Genomic DNA, 14,965 nt, shown 5'->3' with positions numbered 1-14,965 from the left:
CACCCTCCTAATTAAAAATGGATTGCACGTGAATCTACTGCTAAGGCTGCCTCTGCTATGCCTTCATTTAATGATGGATGAGGATGGATCGCCTGTCCGATTTCCCACGGTGTTGCATCAAGTAATTTTGCTAATGACGCTTCTCCGATTAAATCTGTTACATGTGAGCCAACCATATGAATGCCTAATACATCATTCGTTTCTTCATCTGCTACAATTTTAATGAAGCCTTCTGCATCCCCATTCACAAGTGCTTTCCCAATCGCTTTAAATGGAAACTTCCCAACTTTTAGTGTAAAGCCTTGCTCTTTTGCCGCACGCTCCGTTAACCCGATGCTTGCCACCTCTGGATGTGAATACACACATTTCGGCACAGCTAACGCATCTAGCTTCTCTGTTTTTCCTGTTGCAATATGCTCAATGGCACATATGCCCTCATGAGAAGCGACATGTGCAAGCTGTAAGCCACCAATCACATCGCCTATAGCATACATATGCGATTCTTTCGTTTGATACGAGTCATTTACTTGAATAAAGCCGTTTTCTACTTCGATTTCTGTATTCTCAAGACCAATTCCTTGTGTATTCGCTTCACGACCTACACAAAGTAATAGCTTTTCTGCTACAAATGTTTCTGCTTGTTCACGCACATTCGCCGAAATGAAAACGTTATCATTTTCGATTTTAAACGTTTCTGTGTCAATTCGTGCATCGGTCACAATGCGAACGCCACGCTTTTCTAATTGCTTTGTCACTTCCTTAATGACATCTGCGTCTTCTGTAGGTAAAATGGCTGAACCATATTCAATGACCGTCACTTCTACGCCAAAATCACATAGCATGGATGCCCATTCAATACCAATCACACCACCGCCGACAATCAGCATCGATTTTGGTAAAGCTTCTAGCTGTAGGGCATGGTCTGAATTTAATACATGCTTCCCATCTACTGGTAAGCCTGCCATACTGCGTGGCTTAGAGCCTGTTGCAATGACCACATTTGTTGGCACAAGCATTTCATTTTCACTACCATCGCTCATTTCCACGGAAATAGTACCTGGCATTGGCGAAAAAATGGAAGGTCCTAAAATGCGACCTGTACCATTGTACACATCAATTTTCCCTTTTTTCATCAATGCCATCACGCCTTGACTCAGTTGTTCGACAATCGCTTGTTTACGTGCCTGTACTTTATCAAATTGCAATGTCACACCCGCTACTTCTACGCCATAATCTGCGGCTGTTTCATTCGCTAATCGATATACCTCTGCACTGCGAAGTAATGCTTTACTTGGAATACAACCTTTGTGCAAACATGTACCGCCTAAACGCTCACGCTCGACAATCGCCGTTTTTAATCCTAATTGTGCGGCACGAATTGCTGCGACATAGCCTCCTGTACCTCCGCCTAAAATGACAACATCATAATTATGAGCCATGTTGAATCCTCCCTATGAGAAAGCACTTTTTAATTGAAGAGAAGTCGATAAATCGACTTCTCTTAACGACCGTGTAAAATATTTTTTTCATTTTTTAAGAATTGGCTACGTGATTTTGCTACACGTGCAATACGTTCTTCTGCTAAACGATTTGCTGCTAAGTATGTTGGAATACCATCACGTTTTGAAATAGCGAAGATTTTTTCGATGCTATCATAAATACCATCTACACGCTTCATCGCACGTTCACGATTATAGCCATACAATTCATCCGCTACGTTAATAACACCGCCTGCGTTAATCACATAGTCTGGTGCATAGACAATGCCCATTTCATGGATTAAATCACCATGACGTGAATCTTTTAATTGGTTATTCGCACAACCAGCAATCACTTTTGCTTTCAATTGTGGAATTGTATCATCATTAATAATAGCACCTAATGCACATGGTGCAAAAATATCTACATCTTGTCCATAAATTTCATCTGGCGCTACTGCTGTTGCTCCAAAATCATTCACCACACGCTCAATCGCCGCTTGGTTAATATCTGTCACAATCAACTTTGCACCCTCATTATGTAAATACTCACATAGTTTGTAGGCAACATTTCCTAAACCTTGTACAGCCACTTTCAAGCCTTCTAATGAATCTGTTCCAAAAGCTTCTTTTGCAGACGCTTTCATTCCACGATAAACACCGTAAGCTGTTACTGGCGATGGGTTACCTGATGAACCAAACGCTGGTGAAATACCTGTTACATAATCTGTTTCTTCATGAATTAAATCCATATCTGTTACTGTTGTTCCCACATCTTCAGCCGTGATATAACGACCGTTCAGTCCGTGAATGAAACGACCTAATGCACGGAACATTTCTTCATTCTTATCTTTAAACGGATCCCCAATAATAACCGTTTTTCCACCACCAAGGTTTAAACCAGCTACTGCATTTTTATAAGTCATTCCTCGTGCTAAACGTAGTGCATCTTCAATTGCATTTTCTTCTGTTGCGTATGTCCACATACGTGCGCCGCCTAATGCTGGCCCAAGTGTTGTGTCATGAATCGCAATAATCGCTTTTAAGCCTGATGCCTCGTCTTGACAAAATACTAATTGTTCATAATCATATTTCTCCATATACTTGAAGATTTCCATGAAAATTCGCCCCTTTATTTTGGAAAGTACATCCCCAAACGTACAGTCCACTTAGAATGATAAACTCAACGCTTTTATTACTTAGTAATGGATAATATTATTCCATTTAATTTTACAATACTGACAAATTCACAATTTCGCAACTATTATTATTCTTTCTCTACTAAGAAAGAATTTTCCGAATATTCTTTCGTATATTGGATATGTACTATTTTGTGACAGTCCATAAAGTAACGATGCCGATTGGCGATGCGCTGAATTTGCTTAAAGTTCCCCTACCTTGACATTCCTTTTTCGACAAGTACAATTAAGAATAAGCAGAAGGAGGGACTAGCATGGCTCGTCTAGCTGCATTTATTGTAATGTTAATTCCTGGCTTAATGGCTGCAGGTGGCATTAAATTTATGCGTGATACATTATTTGGTAAACTCATCTCACCTTTCCCATTTTTATGGGTACAATTTGTTGTGGGAATTATTCTATTTGTTCTCGGCTTTGGTTTTTTTGCAGGATTTTTACTTCATCGAGATCGAAAAAATGGAAAAGTGGCACCACGTTTCCAAAAAAAATAAAATGAGTAATCCAATAGGCATCTATTGGATTACTCATTTTTTATTTGCTGTGATAAAACATAATCAGGATAGTCTGTAATCCAGCCTTTCACCGCAGGATGTGGATTCGTTAAAAAAATTTCACTGCCATCAACCGCATAAAAACGACATGCTTTTTTACTTGCTACGCATGCCTCTAAATATCTGGTTTTATAGTATTTTTTGTGCATATGAACTGTATCGATCGCCTCATAATCACTCAACAAATCCCAATGTAGCTTCTTCGTCGCAATGAGGGCTGTTTCATAATCTGTCTTCCATTTCACCATTTCTAACAATTCATAATGAAAAGATGAAAAATGGCTACCCTTCGGCAACACTAATCCCTCTAGCATTGCATAAAGCGCATCATGATTATCCAGTAACGTTGACTTTAATTCAATGTTAAGTGGCATTTGTCGTTCATTTGCCCATACGACAACATCATGGAATGTTGGCATTGTATATTTTGAGAAGAGCCTTCTCCATGATTTTCCTAACTTATATTTTTGAAGTTCCTTTACTGTACATTCATTAATTGCTTTATGCTTGCCCGTCAATCTTTTCAACTGTAAATCATGATAAATGACAGGAATGCCCTCTTTTGATAATTGCACATCTAATTCGATACCATCTGCACCTAATGCTAGTGCTTTTTCGAATGCCTGCCATGTATTTTCTAATGCCCTAGCAGATGCACCACGATGCGCATATACAGGAAGACGTGCTACACTAGACATTTAACTCACCAAACTCCAGCAAAAATTTCCCATTTGTCATTTTTGTTAATAAGGAGGATTTTTTGCCAATTTGAATATGCGTACCTGGATACGCCTCTTTCGTCACAACAATTTCTGCTTTACCTGTTCGTCTAAGCTCATCCATAATTTGTTTCACTTCATGATCCACCTCAGTCGCCTCTGCCTTCAACATGGATAGCGTCTGCTTCACTTGTTCAAATGAAGCCTTTTGTTCATCTGTCAATTGGTTCAAAATAGGCAGTATACTTTTGATTTTTGATTCATATTCTGTGATTTGTGTTTGTAAATCTTTGAGCTTTGTCGCTTTCGTCTGCATAGCCGCATAATTTTCCTGCTTGTTGACGCTTTCAATAATCAAATCCGTTCTTCGTTCTAAACGATTGCCAGAAATAGCAGTGACAATAGTATCTCTTGCTATCGCACGTCCACCAATAATTTTTCCTTTGCGCTCATCTACAAAAATAGATTCCGCCGATAATTGTGAACCAAGTGCATAAAAACCAATATGAATGCTATTATTTGCCGTTAAATTAGCCTCATTCACATGCTTTACAAAAATATTTCCACCCGCTTCAACCTGTGTAGAGCCAAGACCAAAAATACCGCCTCGAATATAAATATCGCCTTCAATCGATTTAATAAGCTTCGCACCACTTACGCCCTCTATGCCTTCGATTGAAATATCACCTGTTGCAATAACTGTATAGCCTGTTGTAACAGTTCCCTTAATACTTAATGAGCCGTTAAACTCCAAGTTACCTGTTTCCACACCAACATCACCATTAATCGGTAAATGACGATTAACACCAATCATACCTTTGACATCATCTAATACACCTGCGATTTTAGAGCGAATAACAATTTTGCCATCTTCCTCTACTTCGTAGGCTGATTTTTTATCATATTGTATTGGTAAATCACGTCCTGGCGTTGCTGTAATTATGTCACCTAATACATTTTTCCCCGATTCACCAACTGTCGCCGGAATCTTTTCACCAAGCCATGAACCTTCTGAAATTTCTGAAATAAAATTCATATCATAGTAGTCTGCCTTACCGTCTTCACGTATAACAGGCTTTCTTTCAGGCTTAGGTAAATATGTAATTTGTGCATCTTTTCCTGCCACTGGTGGCGTACCTTCAGCGATTAAAAATGCTTTTCCAGGCTCTATTTTTGTAAGGTCTATGTCAAAAACACCATGAACCACCCCTTGTTCTTCAAGCACCTCTAAAATTTGCTGTACTAAGCTTTCCTGATTTTCCTTCATATACTGAGGTGTCTCATAAACAAAGATAGAAGCCGACATTTTATCACGTGCTATTTCCAAATCTACATTTGGAAGCCAGCGTCCTATTTCAACGGGCAGCTCACTAACAGTCGCTAAAACATTTTTTAATTTTGAAAAGTTGGATAATTTAAGTCGTGGATAATTGCGCAAAATCGTATCGAAATCTTTTAATGAGAAGCCTGTATTCAATGTACGTATATATACATTTCCATTCTCTTCAGATAATTCTAAATAATCATTCCGAACTAGAATCACATTACCTCCTCCTTCCCTCTATCTGTAAGTATATACAATCTCCTGCTATTTGTTTAGAGACAATTGTCACTACTAGTAAAGAAAATATCCTTACTTTATACGCATAAAAAATAATGAAATTTTATTTTTATAATAAATAATATGTAAAAATAACCACATATTTACCTTTAAATACCTTTATGAACATAAATGAGCTACCTATACTACACCAAATTGTATGTATATACTTCAGCATATCAATTAACTTAGCAACCTCCACAACGATTCCATTCAATTAATCAAGCCTTTAGAACTATACTATCGTTGGATGGATTATTTCACTTTAATACCATCCTATTTTATTCTATTGGAGCACTCTGATTTATCGTAATGCAACCGATAAACCACGGTGCCCCTAGTCATAGTACAATCACATTATATGGATTGAGAGAAACGCCAAAACAATAATTCTTTCGTTTCTTTATACATGATTGCCCCAGCTTTTTCTAGCACTCTATGTGATGCGATATTGTCCCTTTCCGTATCAGCTATTACATACTTAACATCTAATTGACTTAACAACCACTTTTTCATCGTCAAAATAGTTTCTGTCATATAACCATTTCCTTGATATGTAGGAAATGTATAATATCCAATAATCACCTCACCATTGTTGTTCGGACGACCTTTTAACATAATCCCACCAATTATACAATTTTGAGATTTCAAGACGATTATCCAATTGGTATACCACACAAAGTTTTGTTCATCCTCCAACAATTTAGCAAGTCTTACTTTCATGGCTGATTGGATCTCTACATCAAGCAAAATATCTGTTTCATGTAAGGATAATTTTGATGTTAATTCTTTTTGATTAGCGATTAATAATGATAAATTTTCTGCATTTAAAGGAATTATTCTTAGTCTATCTGTATGTAATTCCATCGTTCCAACACCCCTATCATATAAATTAAGTAAACAATTTACGAATAGGTTATCTTAATGGCAACAACTCTCCTTGTTTTTTTAGCATAAGAACGTCCTTAAAGAAATGAACTGTTTGATATCAAGATTAAATTATAGCATTCTTCTATTCGTTCTCAAAAATGATTGAAGCTTAAATATAGGAAGATATATTCCAAATAAAGAAACATATTTAACAGTGATAATAAAGTTAGTAATATATAGGCATAAAACTCCTCCACTTTAAGGCATGCTTATGATTATACATTTTGCTTCCATGCTCCTGTATTACCAATTTAATTTGTCAATATATTAAAATTGTAACTAAAAAACTATCTGATAAAATAATTAATATAACTTAGAAAAGGAGGTCATCCATTGCCACAAGGACTTATTCATCATATTGAAATATATGTTTCCGATTTAAAAAGCTCAATTAAATTTTGGAGTTGGTTTTTAGAGGAATTAGGATATCAGCCTTTTCAATCGTGGGAAGGTGGTCATAGTTGGAAAATAGGAAAGACATATATCGTTTTTGTACAAACGGAAGAACGGTTTATGGACATACCTTATCATAGATGTCGTGTAGGTCTAAACCATCTGGCATTCCACGCAATTTCTCGTCAGCAAGTAGACGATATGACAAAAAAGTTAGAACTCAAAGGTATTAAAATTCTTTATACTGATAAGCATCCCTTTGCAGGTGGAGAAAAGCATTACGCTGTTTATTTTGAAGACCCCGATAGAATTAAGGTTGAATTGGTAGCACCTTGATTGTTTATTTTTATCAATTTATCTATTTTTTACACTTCTTTATTCTAGCCACATCATCGCTATATTTGCAATAGCGCACATTAATAAGGTGTATATGCCATCATGCGTTTCACTCGATGGTATTTAGCATTCTACATGCTGTTCCCACTATTACTTGCTCAAATGTGTGATACCTCAATCTGGTCACCACTACTAATACCATTTCAAACAACAAAAGAACACCTCCAATCTACAAGAAGAATACTTGTAAATTGGAAGTGTTTCATGTTTAAAATAAATACTTAACTAAGTATAAATGAAACAAATAAAGTTCATTGTATACTTTTAGTAGTTTATCGCTTAAATATTTTGCGGTCAGACTACTTCAAATTCACTCAAACCCATACACATCAACGCTTCATTACTCCTAGCTCGCCATCATATCAATACGAATTTTATCCGCAATCATGGCAATGAATTCTGAATTGGTTGGTTTTGATTTTAGGTGATGTACTGTATAGCCAAACATTGATGAAATAGATTCATAGTTCCCACGATTCCATGCGACCTCAATGGCATGGCGAATCGCTCGCTCCACACGTGAGGAAGTGGTGTTGAATTTTTTTGCTATCTCTGGATATAAAATCTTTGTGACAGAGCCTAAAAGTTCAACATCCTCATACACCATTTGAATCGCTTCACGTAAATAGGAGTATCCTTTAATATGAGCAGGTACACCAATCTCTTTAATAATGGCTGTAATCGTACTATCCAATTGATGTTGATTTAATTTTTGTGGTGCTGCTGTCTGTAATACACTTGATTTTTTAGGTAGTGCTGGTTTTTGCCCTGCACACGTTAAAATTTTCTGTACCAATTGATCGAATTCAAATGGTTTTAGCATGAAATACGATGCACCATACTCAACAGCTTGTTTCATCACATCTTCTTGACCGAAAGCCGTTAACATAATGACTTGTATTGTGGACAAGCGTTCATTTTGATGGATAGCTTGTAATACCGCTAACCCATCCAAATGCGGCATAATGATATCTAATAGTAAAATATCTGGTGTTACTTCCTCCAACATTTGTAGACACACTTTTCCATTAGGAGCTGTGGCGATAATTTCAATTTCCGAATGCCCTTGGAAATATTGCTCCATTGCATTTAATAATTCACGATTATCATCCGCAATCGCTACTTTAATTTTTGACATTTTAGTTCCTCCTTCTACACAGTGCATTGCCTTTTAGCAAAGCGAGTATTCCATCGAAATATTGTTTTTGACGCACTCTAAAAATTTCGACATTTTAAAAGTGAAAACCTTCTATATTTCCAAAAATGAGTATGTAGTCCGATATTTTCTATTTTTATCGACATATTATGCTAAAGGCTTTCAAATATGGACAGCCCTTCTTTTTTCTATTGTAGTGAATAACTACAATAAACACCACATCTTTTTATGGAGCCATCCCGAAAGATAAGCTCCACATATAGTTAAGATGATTTTCTGAGCATTTCCGCTACTGAAATGGCTGCACCCTTTTTTGGCTCCTCCACAAACATATGCGTAACAGCGCCTACAAAACGCCCATCTTGAATGATAGGGCTGCCACTCATCCCCTGTAAAATACCACCTGTTTTTTCAATTAGCTTTTCGTCCGATATGACAAATTCAAGTCGCTCATTGCTAGCCTTTATAATATCAATCGCAAAGCGTTCCACTTTTTTACCTTCTATCGCTGTGTAAATTTCTGCTTTGCCGATTTTTATATCTTTTTCATGCATAATTTCAATCGCTTGTGGCAATCTTTGTTGATAACCATCTTCCCAACGGCCAAAAATACCGTAAACTGTATTTTTATCAATAGTTCCTAAAGGGCTTTGTTGCTTTTCAATGGAGGATATTTTGTAGCCAGGCTGTCCAGGCGTGCTTTTGCGAATTTGTTGAATCGAGGCTAAAAAAATAGAGCCACGTAAAAATGTTGGGGCTTGTTGTAATGTGGCATCTACAATTTGATGTCCTAATGCACCATATTTTTTTGTCTCTGGATCAATGTATGTCAGTGTTCCTACTCCATCTGTTTCGTCCTTCAAAAAAGAAATGACATGTTCCGCTTCTTGCGCCTGTAATTTTACTGTCATTTCTTTTCCTTCACTATTGATTGTCCATGTTTGCTGTCCCTTTTGTGCAATCGCTTGTTTGGCTTCTGCTAGTGTTTTGACAGCTGTGTCGTTAATTTTTTCAACAACTGCACCGCCCTTCATCCACTCATTTGAAGCTAACAAGACATCATGCGCAACAAAAACATGAGATAACTGTAGCTGAATGCCAATCGCTTCGCCCATCGGTATTAGCTTTTTGGCTGCAAACGCTTGAGCAGGCATCCACAACAACATGATGAGCATAGGCAATATGACAAATTGTCGCTGTCGCTTCGCTTTCGCACAGAAAACACATTGATACCAACGACGATTCATATGACACCTCCTTTTCTTTATTGTCCTTTTACTATGTGTTGTTGCGTCATTCTTATAAGCGGTAAATATTTGCGCAAAATGCAAAAAACCTAGAAACCACCCAAACGGTTTCTAGGTTCATGCTTATCTCATTTGCATTTTGCGTGCATTCGCCATATTTAATAACTCTGTCGCGTGCTGCAATGTTAACTCCGTAATTTCTGCACCTGACATCATGCGACTTACTTCTTCGATACGTGCATTTGTATCAATTTCTTGTAAAGAAGTAAATGTGCGATCATGTTCGACCTCTTTTTTAATAAAGTAATGATGGTCGGCCATCGCTGCAACTTGCGGTAAATGCGAAATACACAGCACTTGCGAATTCATGGAAATAGCTGCAATTTTTTCAGCAATCGCCTGTGCAACACGACCACTGACACCTGTATCCACCTCATCAAAAATAATGGATGTAATACCATTAGATGTTGAGAAAATCGTTTTTAATGCTAACATCATTCGTGATAATTCCCCGCCAGATGCAATTTTAGGCAAAGATTTCGGTGGTTCGCCGACATTCGTTGAAATATAAAATGTCACTTGATCTTTCCCATTGCTATCAAAATGCAGTAATTCCTCAAAGTTGACAATGAATTTTGCCTTTTCCATATGTAATTCACGCAGCTCTGCCATAATGGCTTCACTTAAATCTTTCGCAGCTGTTTTACGTACAGTCGATAACTCTGTAGCAAGTTGTTGTAATACGGCTTCCATTTCGACTACTTTGCGTTCTTTCACTTGCAAAATTTCATCTCGATTTAATAGCTCATTTAACTCCACTTTAATTTTTTCATAATAAGCTAAAATTTCTTCCACTGTCGAGCCGTACTTACGTTTTAAATTTTGTAACAAGGCTAAACGCTGCTCTACTTCATTTAAACGTGCAGGATCAAATTCCAGCTCATCCAACACATTTTTCACTTGATAGGCAGCATCCTGTAAGGCATAAAAGGCTGTTGTGACAGCTTCTGATGCTTCTTTAAATTGCTCATCCACTATTGCCGCATCCTCTAAAGCTCCCATGGCATTGCCAATCCAATCAAGCCCTTTTGACTCTCCCTGAATGGCTTCATAAGCCGCATTGGAACGTTCAAAAATTTTATTAAAATTCATGAGACGACGACGTTCATCCAGTAGCTCATCTTCCTCACCGAGCTTTAAATTTGCCTCTTCAAGCTCTTTCATTTGGAATTGATATAAATCGATGCGTTGAGCCATTAATTGTTCATCAATCGAGATAGAGGATAATTCCTTTTTCAGTGCACGGTATTCTTCATACTGTGTTTGATATGTTGTATAAATCGGTGCTAAAGATTCTTCCGCGTAATGGTCCAATAAATAAATATGCTGCTTTTCATCCATTAGCTCCTGATTTTCATGCTGTCCATGAATATCAATTAAGCTTGCACCAATATCACGAAGTACAGACAACGGTACAAGTTTGCCATTGACACGACAGACGCTTTTCCCTGTATCATGTACATCACGTCGTAAAATAATCGTATCTTCCTCGATTTCAATACCTGCCTCCTCCAATTTCTTGTAGACAGGATGTTTAGCATGAGAAATTTGGAATAAGCCACCTAGTTCAGCTTTTCTTGCACCATGACGAATAAATTCCGAATTCCCTCTACCACCTGCTAGTAAATGGACAGCATCAATTATAATCGATTTTCCTGCGCCTGTTTCACCCGTTAAAACCGTTAAACCACCTGAAAAGCTAACTGTTAAATCTTCAATGATGGCAAAGTTCCGAATGCTGAGTTCTCTTAACACAATGTCACCTCTTCGCTTTTACAGCATTTCTAATAAGCGATTTTTAATGTTTTCACGTTCACTATCATCACGACAAATAATTAAAATCGTATCATCACCAGAAATCGTACCCAAAATTTCAGGCCAATCTAAATAATCAAGTAGTGACGCAATAGCATTTGCATTACCTGGAAGTGCTTTCATCACTAAAAAGTGTGAAGCCCCATCAATGCTCACAAAGGCATCTGCCAATGCACGATGTAATTTTTGTACAGGATTAAAGCGTTGATCTGCGGGCAAACTATATTTATAACGCCCATCTTGTAAAGGAACTTTCACAAGGTGCAACTCTTTAATATCACGTGATACAGTTGCTTGTGTCACATTATAGCCTGCTTCTTTTAAAAAATCGACTAAGTCATCTTGTGTTTCTACTTCATGATTGGCAATAATATCCCTGATGCGTATATGTCTTTGATTTTTGTTCATTACAATCACCTCTTATAAATAATGAATTATCTGTATATTTACACTACCATTTAAAAGTGAAAAGCACAAGAAAAAACACGGCTCAACAAGTGAGCACGTGTTATTTTAACGTTTGATGTGCTTCTTCCACAAGTGCATTAAAAGCTGTATATGCAACAATATCTTCCCCATCTCGTGGGTTCACTAAGTGGAATAAAAATTCAATATTGCCCTCTCCACCTGTAATTGGTGAAAAAGAAGCATCTTTCACCACAAAGCCAACTTCTGTTGCCATTGTCGCCGTTTTTTCTAATACATCAATATGCACCTTTTTATCACGAACAATGCCTTTTTTGCCGACATTTTCTTTCCCTGCCTCAAACTGTGGCTTCACCAGTGCCATCACATCACCGCCAGGTAGCAACACTGTTTTTAATACAGGTAAAATTAAAGATAATGAAATAAAGCTTACATCAATCGTTGCAAAATCAGGCAACCCCTCTGTTAAATCTGTGGCAGTTGTATAGCGGAAATTCGTTTTTTCCATTACTGTCACACGTTCATCAGAGCGGATTTTCCATGCAAGCTGATTGGAGCCAACGTCTAGCGCATAGCAATGACGTGCTCCATTTTGTAATGCGCAATCCGTAAAGCCCCCTGTAGAGGAGCCAATGTCTAGCATTAGCTTGCCCTCTACGGACATATCAAAAATTTGGAGTGCCTTTTCTAATTTTAAGCCACCACGACTCACATATTTTAAATCAGAGCCTTTTACTTGTAATGGTGCATCTATCGCGATTTTTTCGCCCGCCTTATCAATGCGGATTTCATTGGAAAACACAAGTCCAGCCATAATAGAGCGCTTGGCTTTTTCACGTGTTTCACATAATCCTCTTTCGACAAGTAAAATATCTACACGTTCTTTCGGTTGTTTTGTCATACGTTCTTTAAACCTACTTGCTGTTTTTGTTGTAGTAAAACATGCATTCGTGCCACTGTATCCTCAGCCGTTACATGAATTTCCTCAAGCAACTGATCTACATCACCATGCTCAATAAATTGATCTGGAATCCCAATGCGGTCAATTAATGCCTGTAAATAACCATGATCATGTGCAAATTCTAGCACACCACTGCCAAAGCCACCTGTTAACACTGCTTCTTCAATTGTCAAAATAGGCTTACGGCTTGTTAGTAAACGATGCAGCATTTCCTCATCCATCGGCTTAATGAAACGAGCATTCACTACCTCTACTTCAATTCCTTGTTTAGCCAATAAATCAGCGGCTTTTAATGCCATTGGAATGGTTGTACCAAATGTTAAAATCGCTGCATCTTGCCCTTCACGTAGTACTTCCCAGCTACCAATTGGTAACACCGTTAATTCTTCATCTAATGGTACACCAATCCCATTTCCTCGTGGGTAACGCAAAGCAATTGGACCATCTTCATAGTCTAACGCTGTTTTGACCATATGCTGTCCTTCATTTTCATCTTTCGGCATCATAATCGTCATATTTGGCAAGCTGCGTAAAAAGGCTATATCAAAAACGCCTTGATGTGTTTCACCATCTGCACCAACTAAGCCAGCACGGTCAATACCGATAAAAACGTTTAAGTTAGGACGAGCAATATCATGGAGCACTTGGTCATAGGCACGTTGTAAAAATGTTGAATAAATCGCTAAAAACGGTTTCATTTTTTGTGTAGCAAGTCCTGCTGACATTGTCGCTGCATGCTGTTCTGCAATGCCGACATCAAAGAAGCGATTTGGGAAATCCTGCTGAATCCCTTGTAGCTTGGAGCCAACTGGCATAGCAGGTGTAATCGTGACAATTCGCTCATCTTGGTGTGCCACTTTACGAACCGTTTCCGCAATAAGGCTACTCCATGCTGGACCTTTTGCTTCTGATTTTACAAATGCACCATTTTCAATTTTGTAAGGCCCTGTTCCATGCCAAGTACCAACTGTATCACTTTCAGCAGGTTGGTAACCCTTCCCTTTTTTCGTAATGACATGTACAAGCACAGGCCCTTTTACTTTTTTCGCATGTAATAATGTCGTTTCTAACGCATCAAAATCATGTCCATCAATTGGTCCTAAATATTTAAAGCCTAATTCTTCAAAAAACACACCTGATACGACTAAATATTTTAAGCTATCCTTCACACGTTCAGCAGTAGAAGCTAATTTACCACCTAGGACAGGAATTTTATGCATCAAGGATTCAAGCTCTTCTTTTGCTTTGGAATATTCCTTGGCTGTACGAAGGCGTCCTAATACACTGTGTAATGCCCCTACATTTGGCGCAATCGACATTTCATTGTCATTTAAAATCACAATCATATTTGTTTTCGCATGTCCGATATGATTTAATGCTTCAAGTGCCATGCCCCCTGTTAATGCACCGTCTCCGATAATCGGTAGGACAAAATTCTTTTCATTTTTAATGTCTCGTGCAGCTGCCATCCCCATGGCTGCTGATAGAGAAGTGGAACTATGACCTGTTTCCCATTCATCATGTTCACTCTCCACACGCTTTGGAAATCCACAAAGCCCCTTGAACTGACGTAATGTATCGAACTGATTTGCACGTCCTGTTAAAATTTTATGCACGTAAGCTTGATGACCGACATCCCATAAAAATTTATCTTTTGGGCTATCAAACAGTTTATGCAGCATAATTGTTAATTCCACAACACCTAAGTTCGGTCCAATATGCCCACCTGTGATCGAGCATTTCTCAATTAAGAAGGTACGAATATCTTGTGCTAAATGCTCAAGCTCCTTCTTATCTAAGTTTTTTAAAAAGGAAGGACTAGTAATGTTAGTTAAATCCACCTTTCACACACACCTTTTCAATAAATTAGTCACTATTATAACAGTGTTATCCTGATACCGAAAGCGAGAAACCCCAGTAGATATTTATCCCACATTAACAGGCAGTATGTTTCACTAATGGATTGGAAATACTACCTCATCTACCTGTGACTTTCTCTGAATTTGGCACAACCATCTAACTAGCCAAAAACAA

The 14,965-nt window shown here is 37.8% G+C and carries 13 protein-coding genes; 2 read left to right on the top strand and 11 right to left on the bottom strand.

Annotated elements, in window-relative coordinates:
- Positions 1–11 precede the first annotated feature (11 nt).
- Together lpdA and bcd are read right to left on the bottom strand one after the other, a co-directional pair.
- The gene (gene lpdA / locus OPF91_RS09645) at positions 12–1,439 is read right to left on the bottom strand and encodes a dihydrolipoyl dehydrogenase (protein WP_264988537.1); all 1,428 of its coding nucleotides are present in this window, start codon (positions 1,437–1,439) and stop codon (positions 12–14) included.
- Between the two features lie 62 nt (positions 1,440–1,501).
- On the bottom strand, positions 1,502–2,596 hold the full coding sequence (bcd, locus tag OPF91_RS09640) for a branched-chain amino acid dehydrogenase (RefSeq protein ID WP_264988536.1): 1,095 nt from the start codon (positions 2,594–2,596) through the stop codon (positions 1,502–1,504).
- 335 nt (positions 2,597–2,931) lie between these two features.
- Between bcd and OPF91_RS09635 the strand changes: the two genes are divergently transcribed.
- Positions 2,932–3,168 (top strand): DUF2627 domain-containing protein, encoded by a 237-nt coding sequence (locus tag OPF91_RS09635; protein WP_264988535.1) that lies wholly within the window; start codon positions 2,932–2,934, stop codon positions 3,166–3,168.
- A gap of 29 nt (positions 3,169–3,197) precedes the next feature.
- Here the strand turns inward: OPF91_RS09635 and OPF91_RS09630 are convergent, their stop codons facing one another.
- The 3 genes from OPF91_RS09630 to OPF91_RS09620 all read right to left on the bottom strand — a co-directional run bounded on the left by OPF91_RS09630 (position 3,198) and on the right by OPF91_RS09620 (position 6,414).
- Positions 3,198–3,926 carry a glycerophosphodiester phosphodiesterase gene (locus tag OPF91_RS09630; protein ID WP_264988534.1) on the bottom strand — a complete coding sequence of 243 codons (729 nt, stop codon included), beginning with the start codon at positions 3,924–3,926 and terminating at the stop codon, positions 3,198–3,200.
- Entirely contained in the window at positions 3,919–5,490 is a 1,572-nt protein-coding gene (locus OPF91_RS09625; RefSeq protein WP_264988533.1) for a flagellar assembly protein A, read from the bottom strand. The genes OPF91_RS09630 and OPF91_RS09625 overlap by 8 nt, the downstream gene beginning before the upstream one ends.
- A 414-nt stretch (positions 5,491–5,904) precedes the next feature.
- Complete coding sequence (locus OPF91_RS09620) at positions 5,905–6,414, bottom strand: GNAT family N-acetyltransferase (protein ID WP_264988532.1); 510 nt, start codon at positions 6,412–6,414, stop codon at positions 5,905–5,907.
- 396 nt (positions 6,415–6,810) lie between these two features.
- Here OPF91_RS09620 and OPF91_RS09615 point away from each other — a divergent pair, with 396 nt between their 5' ends.
- The gene (locus tag OPF91_RS09615) at positions 6,811–7,206 is read left to right on the top strand and encodes a VOC family protein (protein WP_264988531.1); all 396 of its coding nucleotides are present in this window, start codon (positions 6,811–6,813) and stop codon (positions 7,204–7,206) included.
- Positions 7,207–7,612: 406 nt separating this feature from the next.
- Here the strand turns inward: OPF91_RS09615 and spo0A are convergent, their stop codons facing one another.
- The 6 genes from spo0A to dxs all read right to left on the bottom strand — a co-directional run bounded on the left by spo0A (position 7,613) and on the right by dxs (position 14,772).
- Complete coding sequence (spo0A, locus tag OPF91_RS09610) at positions 7,613–8,404, bottom strand: sporulation transcription factor Spo0A (protein ID WP_264988530.1); 792 nt, start codon at positions 8,402–8,404, stop codon at positions 7,613–7,615.
- Between the two features lie 281 nt (positions 8,405–8,685).
- Positions 8,686–9,669 carry a SpoIVB peptidase S55 domain-containing protein gene (locus OPF91_RS09605; RefSeq protein ID WP_264988529.1) on the bottom strand — a complete coding sequence of 328 codons (984 nt, stop codon included), beginning with the start codon at positions 9,667–9,669 and terminating at the stop codon, positions 8,686–8,688.
- Positions 9,670–9,792: 123 nt separating this feature from the next.
- Positions 9,793–11,484 (bottom strand): DNA repair protein RecN, encoded by a 1,692-nt coding sequence (recN, locus tag OPF91_RS09600; RefSeq protein ID WP_264988528.1) that lies wholly within the window; start codon positions 11,482–11,484, stop codon positions 9,793–9,795.
- A gap of 18 nt (positions 11,485–11,502) precedes the next feature.
- On the bottom strand, positions 11,503–11,952 hold the full coding sequence (ahrC, locus tag OPF91_RS09595) for a transcriptional regulator AhrC/ArgR (protein ID WP_264988527.1): 450 nt from the start codon (positions 11,950–11,952) through the stop codon (positions 11,503–11,505).
- A gap of 100 nt (positions 11,953–12,052) precedes the next feature.
- Positions 12,053–12,871, bottom strand: a complete 819-nt coding sequence (locus tag OPF91_RS09590; protein ID WP_264988526.1) for a TlyA family RNA methyltransferase — start codon at positions 12,869–12,871, stop codon at positions 12,053–12,055.
- A complete protein-coding gene (gene dxs, locus OPF91_RS09585; protein WP_264988525.1) occupies positions 12,868–14,772 on the bottom strand; it encodes a 1-deoxy-D-xylulose-5-phosphate synthase in 1,905 nt (634 codons plus the stop codon). Before dxs ends, OPF91_RS09590 begins: the two co-directional genes overlap by 4 nt.
- Between the last annotated feature and the right edge of the window lie 193 nt (positions 14,773–14,965).

This window comes from Lysinibacillus piscis, from assembly GCF_026012395.1.
Classification (GTDB): domain Bacteria; phylum Bacillota; class Bacilli; order Bacillales_A; family Planococcaceae; genus Lysinibacillus; species Lysinibacillus piscis.
The sequence above is the reverse complement of the archived record's forward strand: the minus strand, read 5'-3'. Positions and strand labels throughout refer to the sequence as shown.

Coding starts and splice junctions, on each gene's coding strand:
- spo0A (WP_264988530.1), bottom strand. CDS start 8,404: ATGTCAAAAATTAAAGTAGCGATTGCGGATGATAATCGTGAATTATTA.
- OPF91_RS09630 (WP_264988534.1), bottom strand. CDS start 3,926: ATGTCTAGTGTAGCACGTCTTCCTGTATATGCGCATCGTGGTGCATCT.
- OPF91_RS09590 (WP_264988526.1), bottom strand. CDS start 12,871: ATGACAAAACAACCGAAAGAACGTGTAGATATTTTACTTGTCGAAAGA.
- OPF91_RS09620 (WP_264988532.1), bottom strand. CDS start 6,414: ATGGAATTACATACAGATAGACTAAGAATAATTCCTTTAAATGCAGAA.
- lpdA (WP_264988537.1), bottom strand. CDS start 1,439: ATGGCTCATAATTATGATGTTGTCATTTTAGGCGGAGGTACAGGAGGC.
- ahrC (WP_264988527.1), bottom strand. CDS start 11,952: ATGAACAAAAATCAAAGACATATACGCATCAGGGATATTATTGCCAAT.
- OPF91_RS09635 (WP_264988535.1), top strand. CDS start 2,932: ATGGCTCGTCTAGCTGCATTTATTGTAATGTTAATTCCTGGCTTAATG.
- bcd (WP_264988536.1), bottom strand. CDS start 2,596: ATGGAAATCTTCAAGTATATGGAGAAATATGATTATGAACAATTAGTA.
- OPF91_RS09605 (WP_264988529.1), bottom strand. CDS start 9,669: ATGAATCGTCGTTGGTATCAATGTGTTTTCTGTGCGAAAGCGAAGCGA.